24 protein-coding genes and 1 tRNA gene are annotated in these 26,576 nt (G+C 65.3%); 15 read left to right on the forward strand and 10 right to left on the reverse strand.

Annotation, left to right across the window (positions count from 1 at the left end; translation table 11 throughout):
• Positions 1-97: 97 nt before the first annotated feature.
• From SBP01_RS03525 to tmk, 5 genes are all read right to left on the reverse strand, one after another.
• Positions 98-598 carry a hypothetical protein gene (locus SBP01_RS03525; RefSeq protein WP_320537498.1) on the reverse strand — a complete coding sequence of 167 codons (501 nt, stop codon included), beginning with the start codon at positions 596-598 and terminating at the stop codon, positions 98-100.
• Between the two features lie 162 nt (positions 599-760).
• Positions 761-833 (reverse strand) — tRNA-Thr (locus tag SBP01_RS03530).
• 96 nt (positions 834-929) lie between these two features.
• Positions 930-2,495, reverse strand: coding sequence for an alpha/beta hydrolase (locus SBP01_RS03535; protein ID WP_320537499.1), 1,566 nt, complete (start codon positions 2,493-2,495; stop codon positions 930-932).
• 22 nt (positions 2,496-2,517) lie between these two features.
• Entirely contained in the window at positions 2,518-3,660 is a 1,143-nt protein-coding gene (locus SBP01_RS03540; protein ID WP_320537500.1) for a DNA polymerase III subunit delta', read from the reverse strand.
• The gene (gene tmk, locus SBP01_RS03545; RefSeq protein WP_320537501.1) at positions 3,657-4,313 is read right to left on the reverse strand and encodes a dTMP kinase; all 657 of its coding nucleotides are present in this window, start codon (positions 4,311-4,313) and stop codon (positions 3,657-3,659) included. The genes SBP01_RS03540 and tmk overlap by 4 nt, the downstream gene beginning before the upstream one ends.
• A gap of 53 nt (positions 4,314-4,366) precedes the next feature.
• Here tmk and SBP01_RS03550 point away from each other — a divergent pair, with 53 nt between their 5' ends.
• Together SBP01_RS03550 and SBP01_RS03555 are read left to right on the forward strand one after the other, a co-directional pair.
• Complete coding sequence (locus SBP01_RS03550) at positions 4,367-5,557, forward strand: aminotransferase class I/II-fold pyridoxal phosphate-dependent enzyme (RefSeq protein ID WP_320537502.1); 1,191 nt, start codon at positions 4,367-4,369, stop codon at positions 5,555-5,557.
• Between the two features lie 9 nt (positions 5,558-5,566).
• Positions 5,567-5,905, forward strand: coding sequence for a DUF2516 family protein (locus SBP01_RS03555; protein WP_320537503.1), 339 nt, complete (start codon positions 5,567-5,569; stop codon positions 5,903-5,905).
• Here the strand turns inward: SBP01_RS03555 and SBP01_RS03560 are convergent.
• Positions 5,893-6,726, reverse strand: coding sequence for a class I SAM-dependent methyltransferase (locus tag SBP01_RS03560; protein ID WP_320537504.1), 834 nt, complete (start codon positions 6,724-6,726; stop codon positions 5,893-5,895). The two genes, SBP01_RS03555 and SBP01_RS03560, sit on opposite strands and share 13 nt — an antisense overlap.
• A gap of 78 nt (positions 6,727-6,804) precedes the next feature.
• Here SBP01_RS03560 and SBP01_RS03565 point away from each other — a divergent pair, with 78 nt between their 5' ends.
• Positions 6,805-7,551: a phosphoglyceromutase gene (locus SBP01_RS03565; protein ID WP_320537505.1), complete on the forward strand. Its 747-nt coding sequence runs from the start codon at positions 6,805-6,807 to the stop codon at positions 7,549-7,551.
• A 92-nt stretch (positions 7,552-7,643) separates the two neighbouring features.
• On the opposite strand, the gene phoU is transcribed toward SBP01_RS03565, so the two are convergent.
• The gene (gene phoU / locus SBP01_RS03570; RefSeq protein WP_275214761.1) at positions 7,644-8,297 is read right to left on the reverse strand and encodes a phosphate signaling complex protein PhoU; all 654 of its coding nucleotides are present in this window, start codon (positions 8,295-8,297) and stop codon (positions 7,644-7,646) included.
• A 191-nt stretch (positions 8,298-8,488) separates the two neighbouring features.
• Between phoU and SBP01_RS03575 the strand changes: the two genes are divergently transcribed.
• Positions 8,489-9,706: a sensor histidine kinase gene (locus tag SBP01_RS03575; protein ID WP_320537506.1), complete on the forward strand. Its 1,218-nt coding sequence runs from the start codon at positions 8,489-8,491 to the stop codon at positions 9,704-9,706.
• Positions 9,703-10,383, forward strand: a complete 681-nt coding sequence (locus SBP01_RS03580) for a response regulator transcription factor (protein ID WP_190990219.1) — start codon at positions 9,703-9,705, stop codon at positions 10,381-10,383. The genes SBP01_RS03575 and SBP01_RS03580 overlap by 4 nt, the downstream gene beginning before the upstream one ends.
• A 117-nt stretch (positions 10,384-10,500) precedes the next feature.
• Here SBP01_RS03580 and SBP01_RS03585 read toward each other — a convergent pair whose 3' ends face one another.
• Positions 10,501-11,052 carry a hypothetical protein gene (locus SBP01_RS03585; RefSeq protein WP_320538275.1) on the reverse strand — a complete coding sequence of 184 codons (552 nt, stop codon included), beginning with the start codon at positions 11,050-11,052 and terminating at the stop codon, positions 10,501-10,503.
• Between the two features lie 270 nt (positions 11,053-11,322).
• On the opposite strand from SBP01_RS03585, the gene SBP01_RS03590 reads away from it, so the two are divergent.
• The 5 genes from SBP01_RS03590 to rlmB all read left to right on the forward strand — a co-directional run bounded on the left by SBP01_RS03590 (position 11,323) and on the right by rlmB (position 15,834).
• Positions 11,323-11,805 (forward strand): CarD family transcriptional regulator, encoded by a 483-nt coding sequence (locus tag SBP01_RS03590; RefSeq protein WP_026266570.1) that lies wholly within the window; start codon positions 11,323-11,325, stop codon positions 11,803-11,805.
• A gap of 179 nt (positions 11,806-11,984) precedes the next feature.
• Complete coding sequence (gene ispD / locus SBP01_RS03595) at positions 11,985-12,767, forward strand: 2-C-methyl-D-erythritol 4-phosphate cytidylyltransferase (protein ID WP_275214765.1); 783 nt, start codon at positions 11,985-11,987, stop codon at positions 12,765-12,767.
• A 2-nt stretch (positions 12,768-12,769) separates the two neighbouring features.
• Positions 12,770-13,285 carry a 2-C-methyl-D-erythritol 2,4-cyclodiphosphate synthase gene (gene ispF, locus SBP01_RS03600; protein WP_414004257.1) on the forward strand — a complete coding sequence of 172 codons (516 nt, stop codon included), beginning with the start codon at positions 12,770-12,772 and terminating at the stop codon, positions 13,283-13,285.
• A 9-nt stretch (positions 13,286-13,294) separates the two neighbouring features.
• Positions 13,295-14,752, forward strand: coding sequence for a cysteine--tRNA ligase (cysS, locus tag SBP01_RS03605; RefSeq protein WP_320537508.1), 1,458 nt, complete (start codon positions 13,295-13,297; stop codon positions 14,750-14,752).
• A 92-nt stretch (positions 14,753-14,844) separates the two neighbouring features.
• Positions 14,845-15,834 (forward strand): 23S rRNA (guanosine(2251)-2'-O)-methyltransferase RlmB, encoded by a 990-nt coding sequence (rlmB, locus tag SBP01_RS03610; protein ID WP_320537509.1) that lies wholly within the window; start codon positions 14,845-14,847, stop codon positions 15,832-15,834.
• 179 nt (positions 15,835-16,013) lie between these two features.
• Here rlmB and SBP01_RS03615 read toward each other — a convergent pair whose 3' ends face one another.
• Positions 16,014-16,808, reverse strand: a complete 795-nt coding sequence (locus SBP01_RS03615; protein WP_275216436.1) for a carbon-nitrogen hydrolase family protein — start codon at positions 16,806-16,808, stop codon at positions 16,014-16,016.
• 136 nt (positions 16,809-16,944) lie between these two features.
• Between SBP01_RS03615 and glgX the strand changes: the two genes are divergently transcribed.
• From glgX to SBP01_RS03630, 3 genes are read left to right on the forward strand one after another with little or no spacing between them, the layout of a single operon-like run.
• Positions 16,945-19,056, forward strand: coding sequence for a glycogen debranching protein GlgX (gene glgX / locus SBP01_RS03620; protein ID WP_320537510.1), 2,112 nt, complete (start codon positions 16,945-16,947; stop codon positions 19,054-19,056).
• A gap of 17 nt (positions 19,057-19,073) precedes the next feature.
• Entirely contained in the window at positions 19,074-19,562 is a 489-nt protein-coding gene (locus tag SBP01_RS03625; protein WP_275216434.1) for a ribonuclease domain-containing protein, read from the forward strand.
• A gap of 8 nt (positions 19,563-19,570) precedes the next feature.
• Positions 19,571-19,927, forward strand: a complete 357-nt coding sequence (locus tag SBP01_RS03630) for a barstar family protein (RefSeq protein ID WP_275216433.1) — start codon at positions 19,571-19,573, stop codon at positions 19,925-19,927.
• Positions 19,928-19,930: 3 nt separating this feature from the next.
• Here the strand turns inward: SBP01_RS03630 and glgP are convergent, their stop codons facing one another.
• On the reverse strand, positions 19,931-22,549 hold the full coding sequence (glgP, locus tag SBP01_RS03635; protein WP_320537511.1) for an alpha-glucan family phosphorylase: 2,619 nt from the start codon (positions 22,547-22,549) through the stop codon (positions 19,931-19,933).
• Positions 22,550-22,701: 152 nt separating this feature from the next.
• Between glgP and SBP01_RS03640 the strand changes: the two genes are divergently transcribed.
• Both SBP01_RS03640 and treS read left to right on the forward strand, forming a co-directional pair.
• Positions 22,702-24,783 carry an alpha-1,4-glucan--maltose-1-phosphate maltosyltransferase gene (locus SBP01_RS03640; protein ID WP_320537512.1) on the forward strand — a complete coding sequence of 694 codons (2,082 nt, stop codon included), beginning with the start codon at positions 22,702-22,704 and terminating at the stop codon, positions 24,781-24,783.
• Positions 24,780-26,576 (forward strand): maltose alpha-D-glucosyltransferase, encoded by a 1,797-nt coding sequence (treS, locus tag SBP01_RS03645; RefSeq protein ID WP_275216428.1) that lies wholly within the window; start codon positions 24,780-24,782, stop codon positions 26,574-26,576. Before SBP01_RS03640 ends, treS begins: the two co-directional genes overlap by 4 nt.

A 26,576-nucleotide genomic window follows, 5' to 3' on the forward strand; every position in this document is an offset into this window, starting at 1 on the left:
GCGCCGACGGCACTGCCCGCATCGCCTACGCACCGCAGCCAAGCCCTAGATCCATCGCGTTCCCTCGCGGAGGCGCTGAGGGGGTCGCGTGGTCCGGTTAGGGGTGCCCCGGGGTCAGGTTGGCAGTGCCATGGGCGGTCCGGTCGGCATAGTTGTAAATAACCACGCTCCGGACAGGTGCCGGGAGGGCGGACCACATCTTGATGTCCATGTCGATCCGTTGGCTGGGCTGGTCGCTGAGCGGAGCCAGGTCAATCAGCGTGGCGGAGGTCAGTCCCGCCTCGCCGTTGGCTCCGGGGCTCAAGGTTCCCGGGCTCAGCATGATGCGGAGGTCTACACCCGGAGCGGTTGAAAACTCCTTCAGCTCCAGCACCGCTCCCGTGTCCGTCACGCGGATGGTGGCCACGCCTCTGGTGACGGCAGCTTGGGACTGGAAGCGCCCTTCGAGCCATTGGGGGCCGGCCAGGGGAGCAGGATGGGACGGCGAAGGACTTGCCGGTGGTGGGCTCCCGGCCTCCGCAGGAGGTCCCGAGTACGTGCAGCCAACAAGGCTTGCAGCCAGGGCGCCTGCGATGGCCGCGTGCGGAAGCAATTTCATAATTCCCCCAAATTATTCATGCGTGCTGCACCCAACCGTCGTGCGGACATGACGAACAGGTTGGGCATCAACGGAAAAAGCGGGGAACCCTACGATTCCCCGCTTGTCCACAAGCCAGCGAAAAACCCCCCAGAAACCTTGATTTCTAGGGGGTTTGTCCCGAGCTTCCTATCAGAATCGAACTGATGACCTTTTCATTACGAGTGAAACGCTCTACCGACTGAGCTAAGGAAGCACCGCATGAAATCTCCCGGCTAACCGGGCGGTTCATGCAAGAGTCAACTGTAATAGAGTCCCGCCGTCCGGGTCAAAATGGGAGCCGACAGGCGGTCTAACACACCGTATTGTCGGCCGGAACCTTGCCGTCCACGAAGTAGCTGTCCACCGCGTCCTCAAGACAGCTGTTCGCCCGCCCGTAGGCGGTATGGCCCTCGCCCCGCCACGTCATCAGTGAGGCGTTTCCCAGCTGCTTACGCAGCGATGCGGCCCATTCCACCGGAGTTGCGGGGTCTCCGGTGGTCCCGACGACAACGATGGGGGACTGCCCGGTGTACTCGACCGGGGCCGGGGTCCGCACATTCTTATAAGGCCAGTCAACGCAGTTGGTGCCGCCGTAGGCGAAGTAGTAGCCCAGGGTGGGTGAAGCCTGGCGCAGCCGCTGCTCTTCGGCGCGCATGGAGGCCGTGTCCGAGACCATGGGGTAGTCCAGACAGTTGATGGCGTTGAAGGCGAAGGTGGAATTGGAGGTGTATTTTCCGTTGGAGCCGCGGTCGGCGCCGAGGTCCGCCAGCCGGAGCATCAGGCTCACGTCACCGGTGGCAGCGGCCGCAAGTGCCTGCGTGAGGGCGGGCCAGCTCTGATCGTTGTAGAGAGGCGTGATCAGGCCACTGACGAACATCGTGGCGTTGACCATGCGGCCGTCCTTTGCCGGGCGCGGAGTCTCCTGGACGGAGTTGATGATGCCGCGGATCTGCTGGACACCGCTGTCCACGGTGCCGCTGAGGGGGCAGCCGTCATTCTGGAGGCAGTTGGCGACGTAGGACCTGATGGCCTTCTCGAAGGCGACGGCCTGGCCCATTGTCAGTTCCTCATTGCTGATGGACGGATCAAGGGCGCCGTCCAGGACCATCCGGCCCACGTTGTTCGGGAACAGCGAGGCGTAGGTGGAACCGAGGAAGGTGCCGTAGGAGTACCCCAGGTAGTTCAGCTTGGCGTCGTTCACCACGGCGCGCAGGATGTCCAGGTCCTTGGCGGCGCTGATGGTGTCGATATGCCCGAGTGAGGGACCGGTCTGCGCCGCGCACTGTTCGGCGATGGCTTTGTTGTCCGCCAGCGCGGTGGCCAGCCCGGAGTCTGTTTGGAGGTCGTAGATTTTGGCGCGCGCCGCATCCCGCTCCGCATCTGTCATGCACGTCACGGGGGCGGAGCGTTTGACGCCGCGGGGATCAAAGCCAACCAGATCGTAGTTGGCGCGGACGGACTGCGAAAAGTGCGTGCCGGCGGCGTCCTTGACGAAGTCGTAGCCGGAGCCTCCCGGGCCGCCGGGGTTGACCAGCAGGCTCCCCTGCTTCTTGCCGGTGCTCGGAGCCCGCAGGGCGGCGAGCTGGATCTTGTCCCCGTCAGGCTTCGCGTAGTCCATCGGCACGGTCACCTTGGCGCACTGGAAGCCGTTCTCGCAGGCTTCCCACACCACCTGCTGGGAGTAGTAGGAGTCGAGCCCGGCGGGCGCGGAAGCCACAATGGAGGGGTCTGCCTTCCCGGTGGCGGGCGCAGTGTCCGGCTTGTTGCCGCCAAGGAGGCTGCACGATGCCAGCGTCAGAGCCAGAACCAGGGCGCCGGCAGCCCGCAGTGCGCTCCCCATGGATCGGGAGCGTGCGGGCAGGGGGCGAGCAGTCATTCGAGTGGTCTCCTTGGAAGGGCTAGATCAGGCTGGCTGCCATGGACTCAATGGTCAACAGCGGAGCAACGTTGGTGGTGGTGATGCGTTGGCGGGCTTTATTGATGGCGTCCATGCGGGCAAGCGTGGTCTCCGGGGCAGACCGGCCGGCAAATTCCTCCAGTTCACTCCTGAGCTCAACGTTCACCAGCTCAACACTGTTCCCCAGCTGGATGATCAGCACGTCCCGGTAAAAGGAAAGCAGGTCAGTGAGGGTCCGGTCCAACGAATCGGTGATGGACCGCTTGGCCCGGCGTTTCTGGTCCTCCTCCAGCTGCCGGATCTGGCTCCGCATGGACGGAGGCAGCGTCCCGGACTCAGGGGCGCCCAAGGTGGCCAGCAGCGCCGCCTTCTCCGCGGCGTCGCGCTCTTCATTGGAACTGTTCGCCTCGGCCGTGGCGATCTTTACGAGCTTGTCCGCCATCATCACCGCCGCGGTGACCCCGCGCAGCCCCAGCGGGAACTTCACGGTCTCCATCCGGCGTTCGCGAGCCTCCGGATCCCGCGCCAGCCGGCGGGCAATCCCCACGTGACTCTGCGCGGCGCGGGCCGCGCGTTCAGCGAGGGCCGGTTCCACGCCGTCGCGCTTGACCAGCAACGCCGCGACGTCGGCGGCCGGGGGCAGGCGCAGGGCCACGGCACGGCAGCGGGACCGGATGGTCACCAGCACGTCGGCGGGTGATGGCGCGCACAGCATCCAAATGGTCCGCGGGGTAGGTTCCTCGATCGCCTTCAGCAGGACGTTGGTGGTGCGTTCGGCCATGCGGTCCGCGTCTTCCACCACGATGATCCGCCAGCGCCCCGAGGACGGCCGGTTGCCTGCCGTGGACACCAGGTCGCGGGCCTCGTCGATGGTGATGGTGACTTTCTCGGTCCGGACGAAGGTGACGTCCGAATGGGTCTCGCCGAGGATGGTCTGGCAGGCGTGGCATTCGCCGCAGCCGCGCCGGGTCACATCCTCCTGGTCGCAGTTGAGCGCCGCTGCGAAGGCCTTGGCGGCGTTGGAGCGCCCGGAACCGGGCGGTCCCGTGAACAGCCACGCATGGGTCAGGCCCTCACCGAGGGTTGCCTGCCGCAACTGTTCGACGACGGCGGGCTGGCCCTGGAGGTCATCCCATACGGTCATGCGGCACCCCGCGCCGTCGTCAGCAGGGAGTCGACGCTCGCCAGGATCCGCGCCGCGAGGTCGGCGACGGGCAGGTGGGCCGGCAGGACGAGGTACGCTTCCGGGCGGCCGGCAGCAAGATCGAGGAAGGCGTCACGGATGGTGGTGTGGAACTCGTCAGCTTCGGATTCGAGCCGGTCCTCCGCGGCGGCACCGGCAGTCCGCCTGCGTCGGCCGACGGCCGGGTCCACGTCCAACAACACCGTCAGGTCCGGCTGCAGCCCGGAAGTGGCCCACTCGTTGAGCGAACGCACGGCATCGGCGCCGAGATCGCGGCCGGCTCCCTGATAGGCCACGGACGAATCGATGTAGCGGTCAGTCAGGACCACCTCACCCCGCTCCAGCGCCGGACGGATCACCTGGCTGGCGTGGGCGGCGCGGGAGGCAGCAAAAATGAGGGCCTCGGTATGGGCGTCAATGTGGCCGTGGCCGTGATCCAGGACGAGGGAACGCAGCTTCTCGCCGATGGGTGTCCCGCCCGGTTCCCGGGTCCGCAGGACCGTCAGGCCGCGTGATTCCAGGGCCTCGGCCAGCAGGGCCGCCTGCGTGGATTTCCCGGCGCCGTCACCGCCTTCAAAGGCGATGAAAAGTCCAGGGCTGTTGGTGGTGGTCACTGCTCCAGCCTACCGACTTCAGCGCTCCGCGCGCGTCAAAGTACGCTTTCACCATGAGTCTCACGGAACAGCACGCAGCGTCCCTGTCCGCCGAAACCGTGGTGGTTGCCGCCGGCAGGCCCCCGCGGGAGCACGACGAGCCCGTGAACCCGCCCATCGTCCTCTCGTCGACGTATTTCGGCACCGGAGCACTGGGCGACGGCGACCGGGGCTATGGCCGCTACGCGAACCCCACCTGGGATCCCTTCGAAGAGGCCCTTGGACAGTTGGAAGGCTCCGAACTACCCGGCCTGCTCTACGCATCGGGTCTTGCGGCGGTGAGTTCCGCCCTGTCGCTGCTGCCGGCCGGCGGCGTCCTGGTGATGCCCTCGCACAGCTACGCGGGTTCGATGGTGATGGCCAGCGAAATGGCGCAGAAGGGATTCCTCGAGCTCCGGACCGTGGACATCGCGGACACGGACGCCGTCAAGGAACAGCTGGCCCCGCGGGGACCGGGGGCCAAGGCCGCCAGGATGCTCTGGCTGGAAAGCCCCACCAACCCCATGCTGGGAATCGCGGACATCCGCGAACTGACCGCCGCGGCCCACGCCGCCGGCGCCATCGTGGTCACCGACAACACCTTCTCCACCCCCTTGGTCCAGCAGCCCCTGGCCCTCGGCTCGGACGTGGTGCTGCACTCGGTGACGAAATACCTGGCCGGCCATTCCGACGTTGTCCTCGGCGCCCTGGTGACCTCAAACCCGGACATCCGGGCGGCGCTGCTGCACAACCGCACCATCCACGGTGGCATCGCCGGCCCGTTCGAGGCCTGGCTGGCGCTGCGCGGACTCCGCACCCTGGCCTTGCGCGTGGAGCGGTCGCAGGCGTCAGCGGCGGTCCTGGCCGAGCGGCTCAGCCAGCACCCCCTGGTCGAAAGCATCCGGTTCCCCGGGCTCCCCACCGATCCCGGCCATGAGCGGGCCAAGTCCCAGATGAAGGGCTTCGGATCCATCGTGTGTGTTCAGATCGCGCCCGTGGCCGGCCTTAGCGGAGCCGACGCCGCGGACAAACTGGTGCGTGCCCTGCACCTTTGGCTGCCCGCCACCTCCCTCGGCGGCGTCGAGTCTTTGATCGAACGGCGGCGCCGGCACACTGCCGAGCCCCTCAGTGTGCCGGAGAACCTGGTCCGGCTGAGTGTGGGCATCGAGAATGTTGAGGACCTCTGGGCCGATTTGAAGCAGGCACTGGACGCGCTGGGCGGCTAGGCTTGGACAGTGGACGGTCAAATGATAATTTTTTATGTCGAGCGCGCAGTGTTTTTTGTCCTTGCCCTGGTGGCACTGGGCCTCGAGGCGTGGGCGCTGCTGGACTGCGTTCGCCACAAGTCCGCCGCGTTTGAGGCCACCGGCAAGCGGACCAAGACGTTCTGGCTGGCACTGACCGGCGGCGCAACCCTCATCGGAGTCATCTCCCTGTTCAGCAGCGGCGGCCTGTTCGGCACCCTGGGCCTGTTCGGGCTGGCTGCCGTTGTGGCAGCGTCCGTCTACCTCGCCGATGTCCGCCCGGCCGTCAAGGACGCGGGCCGGGGCGGAAGCCGCCCTTACGGCTGGTAGCCGCCGGGAGCTACGGCATCCCAGTCCACGGTCAGCTCGCCCAGACGCCACCGCGACGGCCCGTCCTGAACCGGCCAACCGCCGTCGCGCAGTGCCTTGCACATGCCCTGCCAGCGCTGCCTGTTCCCAAACGAAGCCAGCGGCGCCGATTCCAGCCACGCGCGGTCCATGGCCTGCATCAGCCGGTGCACTGGCTCACCAGGGATATTCCGGTGGATGAGGGCCTTGGGCAGGCGCTCGGCAACGTCCGATGGCAGGTCAAAGCTGCCGAACCGCACGGACATGCTCAGCGATAGCGGCCGTTCAGCGTCGAGGGCTATCCAGGCCACGCGCCGGCCGATCTCATCGCACGTTCCGTCGATGAAGAGGCCGCCGGGGGCGAGCCTGCCCTGAACCAGGCGCCAAATGTCCGCGACGTCGGCCTCCTCATACTGCCGCAGGACGTTGAACGCCCGGACCAGGACCGGGCGGCCGGGGAGGGCCAGCTCGAAGCCGCCCACCTGGAAGCGCAGGCCCGGCTGTTCCAGGGCCTTGGCAGCGCGGACCCGTTCCGGTTCGATTTCGATCCCGCAGACGCGCACGTCCGGCCGGGCAGCGCGGAGGCGTTCAAAAAGTTCGACGGCGGTGGCTGGCGTTGCGCCGTAGCCCAGGTCAACCACCAAGGGGTCTTTGGCCGCGCGCAGCCGCCAGGACTGCGGCCCCGTCAGCCAGCGGTCCACCCGGCGCATCCGGTTCGGGTTGGTGGTGCCGCGGGTGACGTTTCCTACGGGTTTGCCGTTCCGATGATGGGGAGCGTTCACCCGTTCAGCCTTTTGCACCACGGCCCAACTTTAGCCCCGGAACGTCCTGTGGTGTAACGCACAGCGGGCTCAAGCGTGCCCTCGGCTAGGATGAAAATCATGACTTACAAGCTGATTCTGCTGCGCCACGGCCACAGCGAATGGAACGCCAAGAACCTGTTCACCGGCTGGGTGGACGTTGACCTTAACGACCAGGGCCGCGAGGAAGCGGCCCGCGGCGGTGAGCTCCTGGTGGAGAACAACATCCTGCCCGACGTTGTTTACACGTCACTGCTGAAGCGCGCCATCAACACGGCCAACATCACGCTGGACAAGGCGGACCGCGGGTGGATCCCGGTCAAGCGGGACTGGCGCCTGAACGAACGCCACTACGGGGCGCTGCAGGGCAAGGACAAGGCCCAGACCCTGGCGGAGTTCGGTGAAGAGCAGTTCATGGAATGGCGCCGCAGCTATGACACCCCGCCGCCGCCCCTCTCGGATGACAGCGAATTCTCCCAGGCCCATGATCCGCGCTACGCGGACCTCGGCGACGCCCTGCCGCGCACCGAGTGCCTCAAGGACGTCCTGACCCGGCTCCTGCCGTACTGGGAATCCGATATCAAGGAAGACCTCAAGGCCGGCAAGACCGTCCTGGTCACCGCCCACGGCAATTCCCTCCGCGCCCTGGTCAAGCACCTGGACGGCATCAGCGACGACGCCATTGCCAGCCTGAACATCCCCACCGGGATCCCGCTGGTCTATGACCTCGACGAGAACTTCCAGCCCATCAAGGCCGGCGGCACCTACCTGGACCCCGATGCCGCCGCCGAGGCCATCCTGGCCGTGGCGAACCAGGGTAAGAAATAAGACTCCGCGGGTTGCGTTGACGGTTAATTGACGACGGCGGGCCGGTCACCTCAGGTGACCGGCCCGCCGTCGTACGCGGTGAACTTTTTGGGCTAGAGGGCCTGGGGCTGCCATTCGCCGGTGACCAGGTAGGTGACCTTGCGGGCCACGGAGACGCCGTGGTCAGCGAACCGTTCGAAGTAGCGGCTCGCGAGGGCAACGTCCACGGTGGTCGCGGGGGACTCGGCCCAGTCCGGCGAAGCGATGGCCTTGAAGACGCTCAGGTGAAGGTCATCGATGGTGGTGTTGGCCTTCAGGATGTCGCGGGCCACCTCGAGGTCCCGGGTTTCCAGGAGCACGGTGAGCTTGTCCGCAATCAGCTGGTCCAGCTCGGCCATCTTCTTGAACGTTTCCGTCATGGATGCGGGGATCACGGTGGACGGGAAGCGCAGCCGGGCCAGCTGGGCGACGTGCCGGGCAAGGTCACCCATCCGCTCCAGCGAGGCACTCATCCGAAGCGAGCCAACGATCATGCGGAGGTCGCTGGCAACCGGGCCCTGCAGCGCGAGGATGTCGATGGCACGTTCGTCCAGGCTGTTCTGCAGGAAGTCGATGCGGGCATCAGCCGCGATGACGTCCTCCGCAAGGTCAACGTCAGCAACCTCGAAGGACGTGGTGGCCTTCTCCATTGCCTCACTGACCAACTTTGAAATCTCAACCAGCTGTTCACCGACCTGGGTCAGCTCTTCCTGAAAAACCTTACGCACGGGGGCGTCCTTTCTTCGGAACCCCGCCCCCAATGGCAGACGGAATTCATGTCGCCGTTCGGCACTCCAACCCGTAACTCTGCCAGCGTGCGGTGAACGGCAAGTCTCTTGTAAATGAACGTTAGCTGAACCGTCGGTGCAACGGCCCCGGACGCACCGGCCAGCCACTCATCTCAGCATAAGCTGGAGCTGTGGATCCTACGCTTATCGGTGTCATCGCCGGCCTCGTCGGCCTGGCGCTGGGCACCTTCGGCGTGCTCGCCTTCAGGGTCAGTGAAAAACAGCGGCGGTATGTCGACGTGGACATGGACGAGCCGTCCCTGCCGGCAGGCGCAGCGGAGGTACTGGCCGTGGTTGGCAGGGCCTTCGTGGTGGTGGACGCGGTGGACGGTGTGGTCAGGGCCAGCCCCGCGGCCTACGCCTACGGCCTCGTGCGCGGCCACACGGTGGTCCACAAGAAGCTGCTGGACATGACGGCCGGCGTTCGCCGCGACGGCGTGATCCTGGAGAAGAAGCTGGAGCTCCCGCGCGGACCGCTCGGCCAGGGCACCATTATTGTCCAGGTGCGTGCAGCCATGCTCGGCGAGGAATACATCCTGCTGCTGGCCGATGACCGCACCGAGATCACCCGCACGGAAGAGATCCGCAACGACTTCGTCGCCAACGTGTCCCACGAGCTGAAGACCCCGGTGGGCGCGATTTCCCTGCTGGCCGAGGCCCTTGAGTCCTCCGCGGATGACGAAGAGGCGGTGCGCCGGTTCGCCAAACGGATGCACAAGGAATCGGGCCGGCTCGCGGCCCTGGTCCAGGACATCATCGAACTTTCCCGGCTCCAGGGCGCCAGCGTGTCCCAGGGCGGCAGCGCGGTGGACATTAACGCCGTCATCGCCGAAGCCGTGGACCGGTCCCAGTTGCCCGCCGAAAGCAAGAAAATCCAGATCGTCGTCGGGGAACCCGTAGCTGCCACAGTGTACGGTGACAGGGATCTGCTGGTAACCGCGCTGCGGAACCTGATCGATAACGCCATCCGCTATTCGCCGGAGAACACCAAGGTGGGCGTGGGGGTCCGTTCCAAGGACGGACTCATCGCCGTTTCGGTCACGGACCAGGGCGAGGGCATGACCCCGGAGGACCAGGAACGGGTCTTTGAACGTTTCTATCGCGTGGACGCGGCACGGTCCCGCCACACCGGCGGCACCGGCTTGGGCCTGAGCATCGTCAAACACGTTGCCTCCAACCACGGCGGCGAGGTGACCCTGTGGTCCCGGCCCGGCCAGGGGTCCACCTTCACCCTGAGGCTTCCTGAGATGGAGAGCCAGGACGAACCCGATACCCCAGTTGTCAAAGATCGAGCCGTACCCGAGCGTGTCAAAGAGCGCGGCGTACATGAGCAAGGAGCCAGCGCTTGAGCAGGATTTTGATTGTTGAGGACGAAGAGTCTTTCAGCGACCCGTTGTCGTATTTGCTGGGCAAGGAAGGATTCGAAGTCGAGGTCGTGGACAACGGCCTGGACGCGATCACTGAGTTCGACCGGAACGGGGCGGACCTGGTCCTCCTGGACCTGCAGCTTCCCGGCCTGTCCGGAACGGAGGTCTGCCGGCAGCTGCGGCAGCGTTCCGGTGTTCCGGTCATCATGCTGACGGCCAAGGACTCGGAGATCGACAAGGTGGTGGGCCTCGAACTGGGCGCCGACGACTATGTCACCAAGCCGTACTCGTCCCGAGAACTGGTGGCCCGTGTGCGGGCCGTTCTCCGCCGGCAGGGTGAGCCGGAAGAGCTGATCTCCGCCACAGTGCAGGCAGGCCCCGTCCGGATGGACATCGAACGGCACGTGGTCAGCGTGGACGGTGAGCAGGTCCTCCTGCCGCTGAAGGAATTCGAGCTGCTGGAAATGCTGCTGCGGAATTCGGGCCGGGTGCTGACCCGCGGCCAATTGATCGACCGGGTGTGGGGATCCGACTATGTGGGGGACACCAAGACCCTGGACGTGCACGTCAAGCGGCTCCGCGGCAAGATCGAGCCGGATCCGTCAGCGCCGCGCTACCTGGTGACGGTCCGCGGTCTCGGCTACAAGTTCGAGCCGTAGGCGGTATCCCGGCAGTCCAACGGCGCCGGTAACGCAAAAGGAGGGGCTCCCCTGGGGAGCCCCTCCTTTTGCGTTACCGCGGTTTGCCTGGTGGCTGTTGCCCGGCTGCGGCCGTGACTAGTGCGCGCCGGCGGTGGCGCTTGCCGACGTTGATGACGACGGGGTGGGGGAAGCTGATCCGGTGGGTTCGCTGCCCGCCGGGAGGTATTCCTTGTACTCGGGCAGCGTCGCATCCAGGACGGGCATCTGCACGGTCTTGTTGACGTTGGTGCCGTCCTCGGTGACCTTGATGTCCACGAGGGAACCCGGAATGCCGCCGCTCGTGCTGAGGATGGCCTCGTCCGTTGATTCGTTGAGCAGGGTGTAGGAGTTGGCCTTGACGGGCACCTGGGTCTGTGAACCCTTGGCGCCGTTGACAGTAAGCTTCACGTCCTGCGAGGAGGAGTTGTAGACGGCGCCGAGCAGGCGGCCGGGCTTGTTCTCACCGGCGGAGACGATCAGCATGTTCCGCAACTGCAGCGGACCCAGGTCGGCGCGGATGCCGTCCGAGGAGGAGTACTGGTGAGTGGTCTGCTGGGGGGTGATGTAGCCGCAGCCTGTCATCGTGGCCAAGCCCAGGGCCAGAGCTCCTGCCGCCAGTGCCAGTTTGCCGCTCTGGGCCCGGTTCATCGCAGTGAAACGCACGTCACGTACTCCTCGAGAGTGTGGAAACATTAATCAGCCATAGCCTAGCCGCAAACGGGCCGAAACGAGGATTCCGCGCGGTCACAATGTCCTTGGCAGCAGGCCCCGCATGCACTATTATCCGCATCCGTCAAGGGGTCCGAAGGGTCTGATTTGGCCCATTTTCCGCGGAATCACGGGGTTCCGGGCCCGGTTCCCGGCCAGTCATATGCCTTAATCGTGATAAACTGGTTGCCGGGAAAGGGGAATGTTTACATGGTATTTGAGGTCGGCGAGACAGTAGTTTACCCTCACCACGGTGCTGCAAAAATTGAAGAAATCAAGATGCGCACTGTCAAGGGCGAAGAGAAGATGTATCTCAAGCTCAAGGTGGCTCAGGGTGATCTGACCATTGAAGTTCCAGCAGAGAACGTTGACCTTGTTGGGGTACGTGACGTAGTGGGCAAGGAAGGCCTGGAGCACGTGTTTGACGTGCTTCGTGCCGAGTTCACTGAAGAGCCCACCAACTGGTCACGCAGGTACAAGGCAAATCTGGAGAAGCTTGCTTCCGGTGACGTCATCAAGGTAGCAGAGGTTGTCCGTGACCTTTGGCGCCGCGATCACGATCGGGGCCTTTCCGCAGGTGAGAAGCGCATGCTGGCCAAGGCCCGGCAGATTCTGATTTCAGAACTTGCACTGGCTGAAAAGACTGATGAAGAGAAGGCGGCAAGCGTTCTCGACGAGGTCCTGGCTTCCTAAGAATTGAGCCCCGGGGATGCGAAAGCACCTCCGGGGTTTCTTTTTGCCCAATTTCAGCCCGTGGCGCGTCCCCGTGGCGCGGCCTCGGGTCCGACTGCCACTGCAGACGATCGCCGGCGCCCACCAATTCCGTCGCAGGGTCCAGCCGGACTGGCCGGGCGGGACGTAGGCTAGACGCCATGAGCAACGCACTGCCCCGCCCCGTTACCGCCGTCATCCTTGTGGCCGCCGGCTCCGGCGAAAGGCTTGGGCACGGGATGCCGAAGGCCGCGGTGCCCCTCGGCGGAGAACCAATCCTGATGCACGCGCTCCGCGGCGTCGTTGCCTCCGGGGTGAGCAGCCAGGTGTGCATCGTGTTGCCGGCGGGTGCCGACGGACTGCACGAGCTGTTGGAGGAATTCAGGGAGGAACTGGCCGACGGCGGGCCCGTCCTCACCCTCGTGGACGGCGGTGCCACCCGGGCTGAGTCGGTTCGGGCTGGCCTTGGAGGCCTGATGGAGGGGATTGAAGCCGTGCTGGTTCATGACGCCGCCCGCGCGCTGACCCCGGAGTATGTTTTCCACCGGGTGGTGGACTCCTTGGCCGCCGGCGCCGTTGCGGTCATTCCGGCAGTTCCGGTGGTGGACACGGTCAAGACCGTGGCCAGCACCAGCGGCGAGGACGCCGCCATTGCCCCGGAACTTGTGACCGGGACTGCCCCGCGGGAGGAACTGCGCTCCGTCCAGACACCCCAGGGATTCCGGCTCTCCACGCTGCACGACGCCCACCGGGCGGCCTCCCGGTTCGACGAAGCCCAGGCCGCTGCCGTCACCGACGACGCCATGCTCGTGGAACTTCTGGGCGTCCCCGTGCATGCCGTCCACGGCTCCACCCAGTCCCTGAAAATCACCACCCCCCTGGACCTGATCATTGCCGAGGGCCTGCTGGAGGGCCCACTCGGGATCCGCTGGGTGGAAGGCTGACCATGGAAGGGCCGCAGATGATCCTGCCCCGCACAGGCATCGGCCTGGACGTCCACGCGTACGCATCGGAGGACCAGCCACGTCCGCTGTGGCTCGGCGGCCTGTTCTGGGAAGGCGAGCGCGGCCTTGCCGGGCACTCGGACGGGGATCCCGTGGCCCACGCCGCCGCCGATGCGCTGTTCTCAGCCGCCGGCATCGGGGACCTGGGTACACATTTCGGGACGGACCGCCCGGAGTTTGCCGGGGCCTCAGGGGTCACCCTGCTGAAGGAGGCAGCCAGGATTGTCCGGGCAGCCGGTTTTGAAATCGGCAACGTGGCCGTGCAGTTTGTGGCCAACCGGCCGAAGTTCGGTCCACGCCGGCTGGAGTCGCAGGATGTCCTGAGCGCGGCAGCTGAAGCCGCCGTCAGCGTCACGGCCACCACGAGTGACGGGCTGGGGTTCACCGGCCGCGGCGAAGGCATTTCCGCCATTGCCACCGCCTTGGTCTATCCCAAGCAACCGGACCGGATCGGCTAATCTGGAGCGGTGACCCTCCGTTTTTACGACACCGCATCCGCCGAAGTCCGCGACTTCGTTCCCCTCGTCCCGGGAAAGGTGAGCCTGTACTACTGCGGTGCCACGGTGCAGGGCATGCCGCATGTGGGCCACATCCGCTCAGCCATCGCCTTCGACCAGCTCACCCGCTGGCTTGAGTACCGGGGCCTGCGCGTCACAGCCGTCCGCAACGTTACGGACATCGACGACAAGATCCTCAGCAAATCCGCGGAGTCCTTCGACCCGGATTTCGAAGACGGACCGGATACCGTCCGCGAGGAGGAATGGTGGGCGCTGGCCTACCGCTACGAGCAGGAATTCCTGAAGGCCTACGACACGCTGGGCGTATCGCGTCCCACCTACGAACCCCGCGCCACGGGGCACATCCCGGAGATGCACGCGCTCATACAGCATCTGATCGACCGCGGGCATGCCTACCCGGCGTTGGACGGCTCCGGCGATGTCTACTTTGACGTGAGGTCCTGGGACAAATACGGGTCCCTCACGCGCCAAAACATTGATGACATGCAGGGGGCGCCCGACGCCGATCCCCGCGGCAAGAAAGACCCCCGCGACTTCGCCTTGTGGAAGGGTTATAAAGAGGGAGAGCCGACGACGGCGAGCTGGGCTTCGCCGTGGGGTGCCGGCCGTCCGGGCTGGCACCTGGAATGCTCCGCCATGGTCACCAAGTACCTCGGCACCGAGTTCGACATCCACGGTGGCGGCCTCGATCTGCGCTTCCCCCATCACGAAAACGAGATGGCCCAGTCGCAGGCGGCAGGGCACGGCTTCGCCAACTTCTGGATGCACAACGGCATGGTCACCTACGAGGGTGAAAAGATGTCCAAGTCCATCGGCAACACCATCAGCCCGGCGGAGATGCTGCAGCTCGCCTCGCCACGGGTGGTGCGGTACTACCTCGGCCAGGCGCACTACCGCTCGGTGCTGGACTACCGGCCCACCTCGCTCGAAGAGGCCGCCGCCGCCGTCGAACGCATTGACGGCTTTATCAGCCGCGCCGTCCGCGCCCTGTCCGAGGGCGGCAACTACGCGTTCGCCACCTACGGCAAGGTCCCGGAGCCGTTCGAGCGGGCCATGGATGACGACCTCAACGTGCCCCAGGCGCTGGCAGTGCTCCACGAAACCGTCCGGTCCGGGAACACCGCGCTGACGGAAGGGCGGCTGGAGGATGCGCAACAGGCCTTGCACTCGGTACACGACATGCTCCGTGTTCTTGGCCTGAACGCGGTGGCAACCGGCGCGGTATCGGATGCCCGCGAAACCGCTGCCCTTGAGGTGCTGGTCGAAGCCCAGCTCGCGGCACGTGCCCAGGCCCGGGCAACCAAGGACTGGGCTGCGTCGGACGCCATCCGGGACACGCTGAAGGCGGCCGGGATCGCCGTCGAGGACGGCCCGGACGGCGCCACGTGGAGCCTGCAGCGGGACTGATGCCCCCGGCGTTTTCGCCAAGGTCAGGCGATTTTACTTGATTCAGTAGACTGTTAAGCAGACTCAGCCAAACAATCAAGGGTGGAATTCTCATGGCCAACAACGGTCGCCGGTCGGTCAAAGCAAAGAAGGGGCCCACCATCGGAACCGGTGGCCACGGCCGCAAGGCTCTGGAGGGCAAGGGCCCAACCCCCAAGGCGGAGGACCGCCCGTATCACAAGGCGCACAAGAGCAAGCAGCTCGCGGAACGTTCTGCCGCCAAGCGCGGTACCGGTGCCCGCAGCGCCGGCGCAGCCCGCTCAGGTCCCAAGGGGCGGGCCACCGAGGAAGTTGTCACCGGCCGCAACTCTGTGGTCGAAGCACTCCGTGCCGGCATCCCAGCAAAGACCTTGCACATCGCCATCCGGATTGAAATGGATGACCGTGTTAAGGAGTCGCTGAAGATCGCGGCAGAACGCGGCATCCCGCTGCTCGAGACCGGCAAGCCCGAACTCGACCGTATGACCGACGACGCCGTTCACCAGGGCCTCGTCCTGCAGATCCCGCCGTACGAATACCAGGACGCCTACGATCTTGCCGAAGAAACCGTGGACCGATGGAAGAAGGGCCACGTTTCAAATGCGCCGCTGTTCGTGGCGCTGGACGGCATCACGGACCCGCGCAACCTGGGCGCCATCATCCGCTCCGTGTCCGCATTCAGCGGCCACGGCGTCATTGTGCCGGAGCGCCGTTCCGTGGGCGTCACCGCCTCGGCCTGGAAGACCAGCGCCGGCGCGGCCGTGCGCGTCCCGGTTGCCCGCGCGGGCAACCTCAACAGCGCGCTGAAGCAGTTCAAGAACATGGGCATCTTCGTCCTGGGGCTCGACGGCGACGGCGATGTCTCGCTGCCCGCCCTCACCCTCGGCACGGAACCCGTCTGCATCGTGGTGGGCTCCGAGGGCAAGGGCCTGAGTCGGCTGGTCCGCGAAAACTGCGACCAGATTGTCTCCATCCCCATTGATTCCGCCATGGAGTCGCTCAACGCCTCCATGGCCGTGGGCATCTCGCTGTACGAAATCTCCCGGCAGCGCGCCGTCAAGTAAGCCAAACGCTCTCTCACTTGATGTGGGTTTTGGCTCGACGCTCTCTCACTTAACGTCGGTTTTGGCTCGACGCTCTCTCACTTTCTTGAAGAAAGTGAGAGAGCGTCGGCGTTTAAGCCGCATTAAGTGAGAGAGCGTCGGGGGGAGTGGGGGGAGACGGGGGGAGGGGAGAGGCGGGGTTAGAACTCGTGACGGTTGGCCAGCACCGGGAGCTGTTGGCGGGCTTCCTTGACCACTGCAGGGTCCAGGTCGGCGAAGAGCAGCCCGGGGGCGCCGTCGAGCTCTTCCAGTACCTCCCCAAAGGGCGAGACGACGGCGGAGTGCCCCACACCGGTGGGCGCGCCGGCCTTGGCCGGAACTCCCTGGCTGACCGGATCACCCTGCCCGCAGGCGAGGACGTAGGTGGTGGAATCCAGCGCCCGGGCACGCGCCAGGAGCTGCCACTGGTCCACCTTGCCGGGTCCGGAGCCCCAGGACGCGCAGACGATGTTGGCATCCGCGCCCAGATCGGCGTTGGCCAGGAACAGCGCCGGGAACCGGATGTCGTAGCAGGTGGCAAGCCCGAAGGTCAGGCCGCCCGCCGCGAACGTTACAGGTTCCGTGCCCGCGTCCACGGTGTCCGATTCCAGGAAACCGAAGGCGTCGAAAAGGTGGACTTTGTCGTAGCTGGTTTCCACTCCGGGCCCTGTTGCGAGCAGCGTGTTGCGAACCTTTCCCGCAGCGCCGGGAGTGAACATGCCTGCCACCACCACGATCTCCAGGGAGGCCGCCACGCTCCGAACGTGCGAGGCCCACGGCCCGGTCAAAGGTTCGGCAATGTCATGCAGCGAGTTTCCGAATGCCCGCATGGATGCCTCCGGGAACACCACCAGGTCCGCGCCACCAGCCTTGGCCTTGTGAGCCTGCTGCTCGAGGGCGGACAGGTTGGCGGCCACGTCCCGGCCGCTGATGATCTGAGCCAAGGCAATCCGCACTGTGTACCTCCGTGTTGACGTCTCCCTCCAGTATGCAACGTCACACGGCCCCCGGGTGCACAGGCCGGCGGTGGGCGGCCGCTGACACAAACACATCAATGCAGCTGAAACGGCACTGGCCGCTACCATTGACGTGATGGTTATGCCGCTTTTTGACACTGCTTCCACCATGGATGCCTCTTCGGCTCATCCACTCGGTGTTACTGTGCCGCGCCCCGGGGTCGGTCCGGACAGTGCGCTGCCGTCCAGCGCCAATGTTGCTGTCTATGCGCCGGGAGTTGAAAACCTCGAGATTGTCTACAAAGCCCCGGGCATTGCGTGGCGCAGGCAGCTCCTTCCCAACGTCACCCACGGCGTCCACCACGGCATTGTGGAGGACTTTCCTTACGGCTCGCGCTACGGGTTCCGTGCGGCCCCCACTTCCGAGGCGTTGCCGCTGTCCTTTCCCATGCTGGACCTGGACGACGACGCCGGGCAGCCGCTGCTGCTCGATCCTTACGGCCGCGCCGTGGATCAGCACGAGGGATTCCTGGCGAGTGTGCGGATGGCTGCCGATTTTGACTGGGGAGCCGATCAGCGGCCCAGGCTGCACTGGCGGAACACCATCGTCTACGAGGCGCACGTGCGTGGCCAGACCATGCTGCACCCCGATGTTCCCGAGGAACTGCGCGGAACGTATGCAGGCATGGCCCACCCTGCCATCATCGAACACTTCAAGAGCCTGGGCATCACCTCGATTCAACTGCTCCCGGTGCACTTCCACCTCGATGAGATGCATCTGCAGGACCTGGGGCTGACCAACTACTGGGGGTACAACACCGCTGCGTTCTTCGCGCCGCACCCGGGCTATGCCACCAAATCTGCCCAGGAAGCCGGCCCGCAGGCGGTCCAGGACGAATTCAAGGGCATGGTCAAGCTGCTCCACGCGGCCGGGCTGGAAGTGATCCTTGACGTGGTCTATAACCACACTGCCGAGGGCGGCCCCGACGGGCCGACCATCAGCTTCCGCGGGCTTGGCGAGAAAACGTATTACCGAACCGATGGCCACGGCAAATACCTGGACACGACCGGTTGCGGGAACAGCTTGAATTTTGGCCACCCCCGGGTTGTCCAGCTGGTCCTGGATTCCCTCCGGTACTGGGTGGACGAGTTTCACATCGATGGTTTCCGCTTTGACCTCGCCGTGACACTGTGCCGGAATGCAGACAACGAATTTGATCCCCACCACCCGTTCCTGGTGGCCGTCGCGGCTGATCCGGTGTTGTCGGATGTGAAACTTATTTCCGAACCATGGGACGTGGGCTACGGCGGTTGGCAGACCGGCCGGTTCCCTGCCGGCTGGGTTGACTGGAACGATCACTTCCGCGACGGGGTCCGTAGTTTCTGGCTCGCTGACCGGGCAGCCATCGAGTCCGGCGGTCAGGGCGGCTCCGTCGCCCGGCTGGCTGATGCCCTGTCCGGCTCGGCCGGGCTGTTTGAAGCCTCGGGCCGTTCCAGGCTGGCCTCCCTCAACTTCGTTACCTCCCACGACGGCTTCACCCTTCACGATCTGGTCTCCTTCGACCGCAAGCACAACGAGGATAACGGCGAGCAGAACCGGGACGGCCACGGGGACAACCGCAGCTACAATCACGGTTTCGAAGGCCCCACCGAAGACGAAGCGATCCTGGCCCAGCGGGCCCAGTCCCGGCGCAACCTCATGGCTTCGATGCTGATTTCCCTTGGCGTTCCCATGATCACTGCCGGCGACGAACTGGCGCGCACCCAGCAGGGAAACAACAATGCCTACTGCCAGGACAACCCCCTGACGTGGATCGACTGGACGCGCACGCCGGAATCCCATGAGATGCTCCGCAGCACCAAACGTTTTATCCGGCTGCGCAAGGAGTTCCTGGCCGGCCAGCCGCACGATTTCCCGGCCCGGGACGAGCAGTCCTACCTTCACTGGTTCGACCACGCCGGCCAGCCGATGTCCATGGAGCGGTGGAACGATCCCCGCCACCGGGTCATGCAGCTCCTGCTGGGCTCTGACGACGGCACCCTGGCAGGCCTCGTGGTGGTCAACGGCAGCACTTCCGACGTCAAGATCACCCTCCCGGAAGTGACCAACGACGACGGCACGCCCCGCCGGATGTTCGAACTGCGGCTCACCACCTCGCCACTGCACGAGATCCGCCAGGGCGTCCGCGTGGCATCCGGGGAGACCGACCTCATTGAGGCAAACTCGATCAACATCTACCGCACGTAGCTGCGGAGGGGACAAGAATGCGCAACCGCTCTGCCGTTGCCCTGGTGCTGACTGGACTGGTGGCCATTGCACTGTTCGCCCTGGGCGGCACAGGGCTCTTTGACTCCCTGACGGGAAGCCCGACGCCGGCGGCAAGCTCTGGCGCAACCTCTGGTTCGGAGCCTCCCGTACCTGGCCCTGCTGAAGGTTCGAGGTCCGCGGCGGTCCCCGCCAACCCTTCGGGCCTGCCGGCGATCAGCGAGTCCGCGCTCCCGGCCGAGGCCCGCAGGACCCTCGCGCTGATCCGCAAGGGCGGCCCGTACCCGTACAGCCAGGATGACCAGACTTTCGGCAACTTTGAGCGAATCCTCCCGCGCAAGGCTTCGGGCTACTACCGCGAATACACCGTTCCCACCCCGGGAGCACCGGACCGCGGAGCCCGCCGGATCATTGCGGGCGGCGGGGGAGAAAAGTACTACACGCAGGACCACTACGACTCGTTCAAATTCATCGCAGAAGGCAGCTGAACCCCGTTATGAAGATCTATTCCGCCGATACGTGGACCATGGAAGAACTGCAGGAGCAGGTGGCCGACGCCGGTCGCCGATGCCTGCGGGTCCCTGCCGCGGACAGCAAACGGGCGGTGCTGGAAACTTTCGGTGAGGTGCTGGGCTTCCCCGAGCACTACGGAGTGAACCTGGACGCGCTGAACGATTCACTCCACGACTTTGCGGACAGCATCAGCGAGAACGGCAACGCCCCGGTCACCCTCCTCTGGCAGGTCGCCGCGGCATTCCGCGGCGACCGTTCCTTCGGGATCATCTGCGAGATCCTTCAGGATGCCGAAAGCTACGCCGGTAATGACCTGAGGGTCACCGCCGTCCTTCTTTAGGTACTAGGCGTTGACGATCAGCCCCAGCTCGGCCTTCGACGCCAACGCCTCATGCCGGGGCAGGACGCGGACCGTGTAACCAAACGGTCCGGAGCGATCGATCACCAGGGAGCCGCTGAACAGGTGGCGGCCGCCGCCCAGGTCTTCCTTGGGCTGCAGCTCCATCATGGTCACATCGGTCAGGTTGTCGCTTTCCTCGGCGCGTCCGTAGGCGACCTCCACGGAGACATCGTCCGGTGTCAGGGTGGTCAACGCAACATACGCGTTCACCTGCAGGGTGTCACCGATCTGCGGGTCCTCAGAAACGCCCACGGAGTCGACATGCTCCACGTGCAGCATCGGCCAGGCTGCGCGCACCTGGGCGGTCCAGGCTGCCAGCGAGCGTGCCTGCGCATAGGAGTCCGCCACTGCCTTGCGTCCGGCCTCGGCAGCCGGGCGGTACAGGATGTTGACATAGTCGTGCAGCATCCTGTCTGCCGACACTGCCGGGCCCAGGTGAGTCAGGGTGTGCTTGATCATGGACACCCAGTGCGTGGGGACCTTCTCGGTGCTGCTGCTGGACGGGCCTGCGGCGCCTGCGCTGTCGGACACGGTGCTGCCGTAGAAGCGGGGCGCCACCTGGGTCTCCAGGAGCTCGTACAGCGCGGCAGCCTCAATGTCGTCGCGCTCCTCCGGGGACGCGTCATTGTTGGCGGTGGGGATCGCCCAGCCGTTTTCGCCGTCGTACATCTCATCCCACCAGCCATCCATCACCGAGAGGTTCAGCGAACCGTTGATGGCCGCCTTCATGCCCGAGGTGCCGCAGGCTTCCAGGGGGCGCAGCGGGTTGTTCAGCCAGACGTCGCAGCCCGGGAACAGTGTCCTGGCCATGGCGATGTCGTAATTGGGGAGGAACGCAATCCGGTGGCGGACTTCGGGGTCGTCGGTGAACCGCACCAGGTCCTGGATCATCTTCTTGCCGGCGTCATCCGCGGGGTGGGACTTTCCCGCGATGACCAGCTGGATGGGGTGCTCCGGGTGCAGCAGCAGTGCCTTGAGCCGGTCCGGCTCACGCAGCATCAGGGTGAGCCGTTTGTAAGTGGGGACGCGGCGCGCGAAGCCGATCGTCAGCACGTCGGGGTCCAGCACGCTGTCCGTCCAGCGCAGTTCAGCGTCAGCGGCGCCGCGTTTCTTCCAGGCGGCCCGGAGACGGCGGCGGACATCATCCACCAAGGCGGAGCGCATTTCCCGGCGGAGCGCCCACACGTCGGCGTCGGGAACGTTGTAGGCCAGGTCCCAGCGTCCCTGGCTTTCGGCCTCCGGGCCGAACTGTTTCCGGGCCAGCTGGGAGATGCGGCTGTCAACCCACGTGGGCACGTGGACGCCGTTGGTGACGGAGGTGATGGGCACCTCGGAGTGGTCGAAACCCGGCCACAGCGCCGAGAACATCCCGCGGGACACCTCGCCGTGCAGTTTTGCCACACCGTTGGCCCGCTGGGCCAGGCGGAGCCCCATGACCGCCATGTTGAAGACTGCCGGGTTGCCGTTGGCGTAGTTTTCGCGGCCGAGCTCCAGGATCCTGTCCACGGGCACGGCAGGCGCCAGCCCGGCTTGGAAGAAGTGCTGGATCTGGGCGATCTCAAAGCGGTCGATCCCGGCGGGAACGGGGGTGTGGGTGGTGAAGACCGTGGACGCCCGGCCGGCGGCAAGCGCCTCGTCGAACGTCAGGGCCGCGTCCCCAGACATGAGCTCCTGGATCCGTTCGATCCCGAGGAAACCGGCATGGCCTTCATTGGTGTGGAACACCTCAGGGGCGGGTGTTCCCGTGAGCCGCTGGTAAGCGCGCAGCGCCTTCACGCCGCCCATGCCCAGCAGGAGTTCCTGCTGCAGCCGGTGGTCCCCGCCTCCGCCGTAAAGCCGATCGGTCACCCCGCGTGCGGCGTCGTCATTGCCTGGCACGTTGGAATCCAGCAGCAGCAACGGAACACGTCCGACGTCGGCACGCCAGATGTGTGCCAGGAGCCGCCTGCCGTTGGGCAGCGGCAGGGTGATCTGGAGCGGCCGGCCGTTGCCGTCGGGAGAGGGCTCGCGCAGCAGGGTCAGGGGCAGGCCGTCCGGATCGAGCACAGGATAGGTTTCCTGCTGCCAGGCATCACGGGACAGCGACTGCTTGAAATAGCCGGCCTGGTAGAGGAGCCCAACGCCGATGAGGGGCACGCCGAGGTCGGATGCCGCCTTGAGGTGGTCGCCGGCCAGGATGCCCAGGCCGCCGGAGTACTGCGGCAGGACCTCGGTGATACCAAATTCAGGCGAAAAATAGGCAATCGCGGCGGGCGCGTCGGCACCGAGTCCCTGGTACCAGCGAGGCTCGTCAAGGTAGCGGTCAAGGTCCTCAGCGGCGGCCCGCACGCGTTCCACCACGGACTGGTCCGCGGCCAGGGCCTGGAACTCCTCGCGGCTGACCCGGCCCAGGAAGCTGACCGGATCCTGCTCGCTTTCCTCCCATTTCCGCGGGTTCAGGCTGGCGAAAAGTTCCCGCGTGGGCCGGTGCCAGGACCAACGCAGGTTGGTCGCGAGCCGGACCAGCGGCCGGATCGGTTCGGGGAGGACGGTTCTGACGGTAAATCTGCGGATAGCCTTCACCTGCGCCACACTAACCGACAACCTCAACAGCTGGAACTGCTTTGGCCTTCTTTTAGGTAAATGACAGTTGACGCCATGGATAAGACGAATCGCCGCGATAAAAAACCACGCAGGCTTAGCTATCTCGCCCATTTCTCGCTAACGTCGAGCATGTGACGACTAACCTAGGAACCACCGCCGCCTCCAAGAAAAAGCCGAAAGGCAAAATCACCGACGGCCTCACGTTCGGCCGTTTTCCGATCACCGCCGTAGAGCCTGTGGTTGAGGGTGGAAAGTACCCTGCCAAAGCTCTGCCGGGCGAAGGAATCGTTGTCGGTGCCACCGCATTCCGGGAAGGGCATGACCAACTCGGCGTCAGCGCAGTCCTCCTGGACCCGCGCGGAAAGGAACGCCAGCGCATCCGGCTGGCGCCGCCCAGGGGGGAACGCGGCCTCGGCACCGATCGCTGGGAGGGCGTGCTCACGCCGTCGGCCGTTGGAAACTGGACGTTCTTCATTGAGGCCTGGCACGACCGCTATGGCACCTGGCACCACAACGCCGAAGTCAAAGTGGCCGCGGGCATCGACGTAGAACTGATGCTCGCCGAAGGCGAGGCACTCCTCGCAGACGCGGCCGACGACGTCTCCCGCAACGCATCGGACCGGCGCACCCTGCGCATGGCTGCTTCGATCCTGGGCAACGCCTCCCTGACGGCCGAGGAGCGCCTCGCGGGCGGTTTCAGTGCCGATGTGGCCGCCGTCGTGGACCGCCAGCCGATCCGGGAACTGGTCACCGCCTCCCAGCAGTTCCCGCTGCTCGTTGAGCGGGACCTTGCCGGCCGCGGGGCCTGGTACGAATTCTTCCCCCGCTCCGAAGGTGCTGTGCGGGACCACACCACCGGGGCCTGGACCTCGGGAAACTTCCGGACGGCAGCCAAGCGGCTCGACGCGGTGGCGGCCATGGGCTTCGACGTCATCTACATGCCGCCGATCCACCCGATCGGCATCCAGCACCGCAAGGGGCCGAACAACACGCTCATCGCAGGCCCGCACGATCCCGGCTCGCCCTGGGCCATCGGCGCCAAAGAGGGCGGCCATGACGCCATCCACCCGGACCTGGGCAGCTTCGAGGACTTCGACGCATTTGTGGCCCGCGCCAATGAACTGGGCCTCGAGGTCGCCCTCGACCTTGCCCTGCAGGCCGCCCCGGACCATCCGTGGGTTGAATCGCACCCGGAATGGTTCACCACGCGGGTGGACGGCAGCATCGCCTACGCGGAGAACCCGCCCAAGAAGTACCAGGACATTTTCCCGCTCAACTTCGACAATGATCCCGAGGGGCTCGCCAAGGAGATCCTGCGCATTGTTCAGTTGTGGGTCAGCCACGGCGTCCGGATCTTCCGGGTGGACAACCCGCACACCAAACCGGTGTGGTTCTGGGAGTGGCTCATCGCCCAGGTCAACAAAAAGACACCCGGCGTGGTGTTCCTGGCGGAGGCATTCACACGCCCCGCGATGATGCACGCCCTGGGCCGGGCAGGATTCCAGCAGTCCTACACCTACTTCACCTGGCGGAACACCAAGACGGAACTGGAGACCTACTTCACCGAGGTCAGCCACGAGTCGGCAGCGTATTTCCGGCCCAACTTCTTCGTCAACACCCCGGACATCCTCACCGAATACCTCCAGTTCGGCGGTCCGGCCGCGTTCAAGATCCGTGCGGCACTGGCTTCCACCGCCAGCCCTCTGTGGGGGGTTTACGCCGGCTACGAACTTTATGAGCACGTGGCGCGCCCCGGTGCGGAGGAGTACATCGACAATGAAAAGTTCGAGTACAAGGCCCGCGACTGGGATGCGGCTGCGGAATCCGGCCGTACGCTCGCGCCGTACCTGACCAGGCTCAACAGCATCAGGCACGCGCATCCGGCGCTCCAGGACCTGCAGAACCTGACCGTCCACCAAAGCACCGATGACGCCACAGTGGTCTACTCCAAGCACAAGAACCTGCCGGATGGCACCAAGGACACCATCATCGTGGTGGTCAACGTGGATCCGCACGGTACCCGGGAGAGTACGGTCTCGCTGGATCTCGCCGCCCTGGAACTTGACCCCGAGGACCTGACCCATAACGGCGGGTTCCGGGTGGAGGACCTCATCACCGGCGAAACCTGGGAGTGGGGCGAATACAACTACGTCCGCCTGGACGCGCACGTCGAACCCGCACACATCCTTAGCGTCAGGAGAGCGCATCAGTGAGTTTTAACCCGCAGAGTTCCAGCCAGCATTTCACCCCCAGAAGCACGTTTGAACTAAACGCCCCGGGCCTGGCCCACGATCCTCTGTGGTACCGGAAGGCCGTGTTCTACGAAGTGCTTGTCAGGGCGTTTGCGGATGCCAACGGGGACGGCTCAGGCGATTTTTCGGGCCTCATTGACCGGCTGGACTACCTGCAGTGGCTCGGGGTGGACTGCCTCTGGCTGCCGCCGTTCTTCCAGTCTCCCTTGCGGGACGGCGGCTACGACATCTCGGACTACAACTCCGTGCTGGACGAGTTCGGGACCATCAGCGACTTCAAACGGCTGGTTGCCGAAGCCCATGCCCGCGGTGTGCGCGTCATCATCGACCTGCCCCTGAACCACACATCGGACCAGCACCCGTGGTTCCAGGAATCGCGGAAGGACCCCGAGGGCCCGTTCGGCGATTTCTACGTGTGGAGCGATACTGACGAGAAGTATCAGGATGCCCGCATTATTTTTGTGGACACGGAGGAGTCCAACTGGACCTTCGATCCCATCCGGCGCCAGTTCTTCTGGCACCGCTTCTTCAGTCACCAGCCAGATCTGAACTTCGAAAACCCGCGGGTGATCGAAGCACTCTTTGACGTCGTGCGGTTCTGGCTTGACCAGGGCATTGACGGCTTCCGGGCCGACGCGATTCCGTACCTCTTTGAAGAAGAGGGGACAAACTGCGAAAACCTCCCCGCGACCCACGACTTCCTGCGCAAGCTGCGGGCCATGGTGGACGAAAGCTACCCGGGACGTGTCATTATCGCCGAGGCCAACCAGCCGCCCAACGAGGTGGTGGAGTACTTCGGGACAGCCGAAGAGCCGGAGTGCCATATGGCCTTCCACTTCCCCATCATGCCGCGGCTCTACTACGCCCTGCGCGACCAGAAGGCCGCTCCCATCATCGAGACGATGCAGGATACTCCGGAGATTCCCGAAGGGGCCCAATGGGGGACGTTCCTGCGGAACCACGATGAGCTGACCCTGGAGATGGTCACTGCCGACGAGCGCGCCGCCATGCTGGGCTGGTACGCCCCGGACCCGCGGATGCGGGCCAACATCGGTATCCGACGCCGGTTGGCGCCCCTGCTGGATAACTCCCGTGCGGAGATCGAACTGATCAACGCCCTGCTCCTGTCCCTGCCCGGCAGCCCGTTCCTGTACTACGGTGACGAGATCGGCATGGGCGACAACATCTGGCTCGAGGACCGCGACGCCGTCCGCACGCCGATGCAGTGGAACCCGGACCGCAACGCCGGCTTCTCCCACGCAGACCCCGGCAAGCTGTACCTGCCGGTCATCCAGTCGCTGGTGTACAACTACGGCATGGCGAACGTTGAGGCCGAAGCCGCGCACTCCGGATCGCTGCTTCGCTGGACCCGCCAGATCCTGAGCGTCCGGAAGAACCACCCGGCGTTCGGCCTCGGCAGCTTCAAGCACGTCGAAGCCGACCATGACGCCGTGGTGTCCTATCTTCGGGAACTGGGGGACGACAACGCGGCCGGGGAACCCGGTGAAGTCATTCTGTGCGCGTTCAACCTTTCCCAGCACCCGGTTGCGGCGAAACTGAGGATTCCGCAGTATGCCGGGCGCGGCCTCCGCGATGTGTTTGGCGGCCAGCCCTTTCCCGGGATCGATGACGACGGATCCCTGACCCTGACGCTGGGAAGCCACGACTTCTTCTGGCTGCGGGTGCGTTCGGCAGCATCGAATCCGGCTTCACCGCAGACGCAGGCGCTGCCTATTCTGTCCATCGAGAACTGA

This window comes from Pseudarthrobacter sp. IC2-21, from assembly GCF_034048115.1.
Lineage (GTDB): Bacteria > Actinomycetota > Actinomycetes > Actinomycetales > Micrococcaceae > Arthrobacter > Arthrobacter naphthalenicus.

Bases quoted from the DNA above. Each gene is read 5' to 3' on its own strand.
- rlmB (WP_320537509.1), top strand. From the start codon at position 14,845: ATGGCCAACAACGGTCGCCGGTCGGTCAAAGCAAAGAAGGGGCCCACC.
- SBP01_RS03550 (WP_320537502.1), top strand. From the start codon at position 4,367: ATGAGTCTCACGGAACAGCACGCAGCGTCCCTGTCCGCCGAAACCGTG.
- SBP01_RS03525 (WP_320537498.1), bottom strand. From the start codon at position 598: ATGAAATTGCTTCCGCACGCGGCCATCGCAGGCGCCCTGGCTGCAAGC.
- SBP01_RS03565 (WP_320537505.1), top strand. From the start codon at position 6,805: ATGACTTACAAGCTGATTCTGCTGCGCCACGGCCACAGCGAATGGAAC.
- SBP01_RS03630 (WP_275216433.1), top strand. From the start codon at position 19,571: ATGAAGATCTATTCCGCCGATACGTGGACCATGGAAGAACTGCAGGAG.
- glgX (WP_320537510.1), top strand. From the start codon at position 16,945: ATGGTTATGCCGCTTTTTGACACTGCTTCCACCATGGATGCCTCTTCG.
- SBP01_RS03585 (WP_320538275.1), bottom strand. From the start codon at position 11,052: ATGAACCGGGCCCAGAGCGGCAAACTGGCACTGGCGGCAGGAGCTCTG.
- SBP01_RS03540 (WP_320537500.1), bottom strand. From the start codon at position 3,660: ATGACCGTATGGGATGACCTCCAGGGCCAGCCCGCCGTCGTCGAACAG.
- ispF (WP_414004257.1), top strand. From the start codon at position 12,770: ATGGAAGGGCCGCAGATGATCCTGCCCCGCACAGGCATCGGCCTGGAC.
- SBP01_RS03625 (WP_275216434.1), top strand. From the start codon at position 19,074: ATGCGCAACCGCTCTGCCGTTGCCCTGGTGCTGACTGGACTGGTGGCC.
- SBP01_RS03590 (WP_026266570.1), top strand. From the start codon at position 11,323: ATGGTATTTGAGGTCGGCGAGACAGTAGTTTACCCTCACCACGGTGCT.
- ispD (WP_275214765.1), top strand. From the start codon at position 11,985: ATGAGCAACGCACTGCCCCGCCCCGTTACCGCCGTCATCCTTGTGGCC.
- SBP01_RS03535 (WP_320537499.1), bottom strand. From the start codon at position 2,495: ATGACTGCTCGCCCCCTGCCCGCACGCTCCCGATCCATGGGGAGCGCA.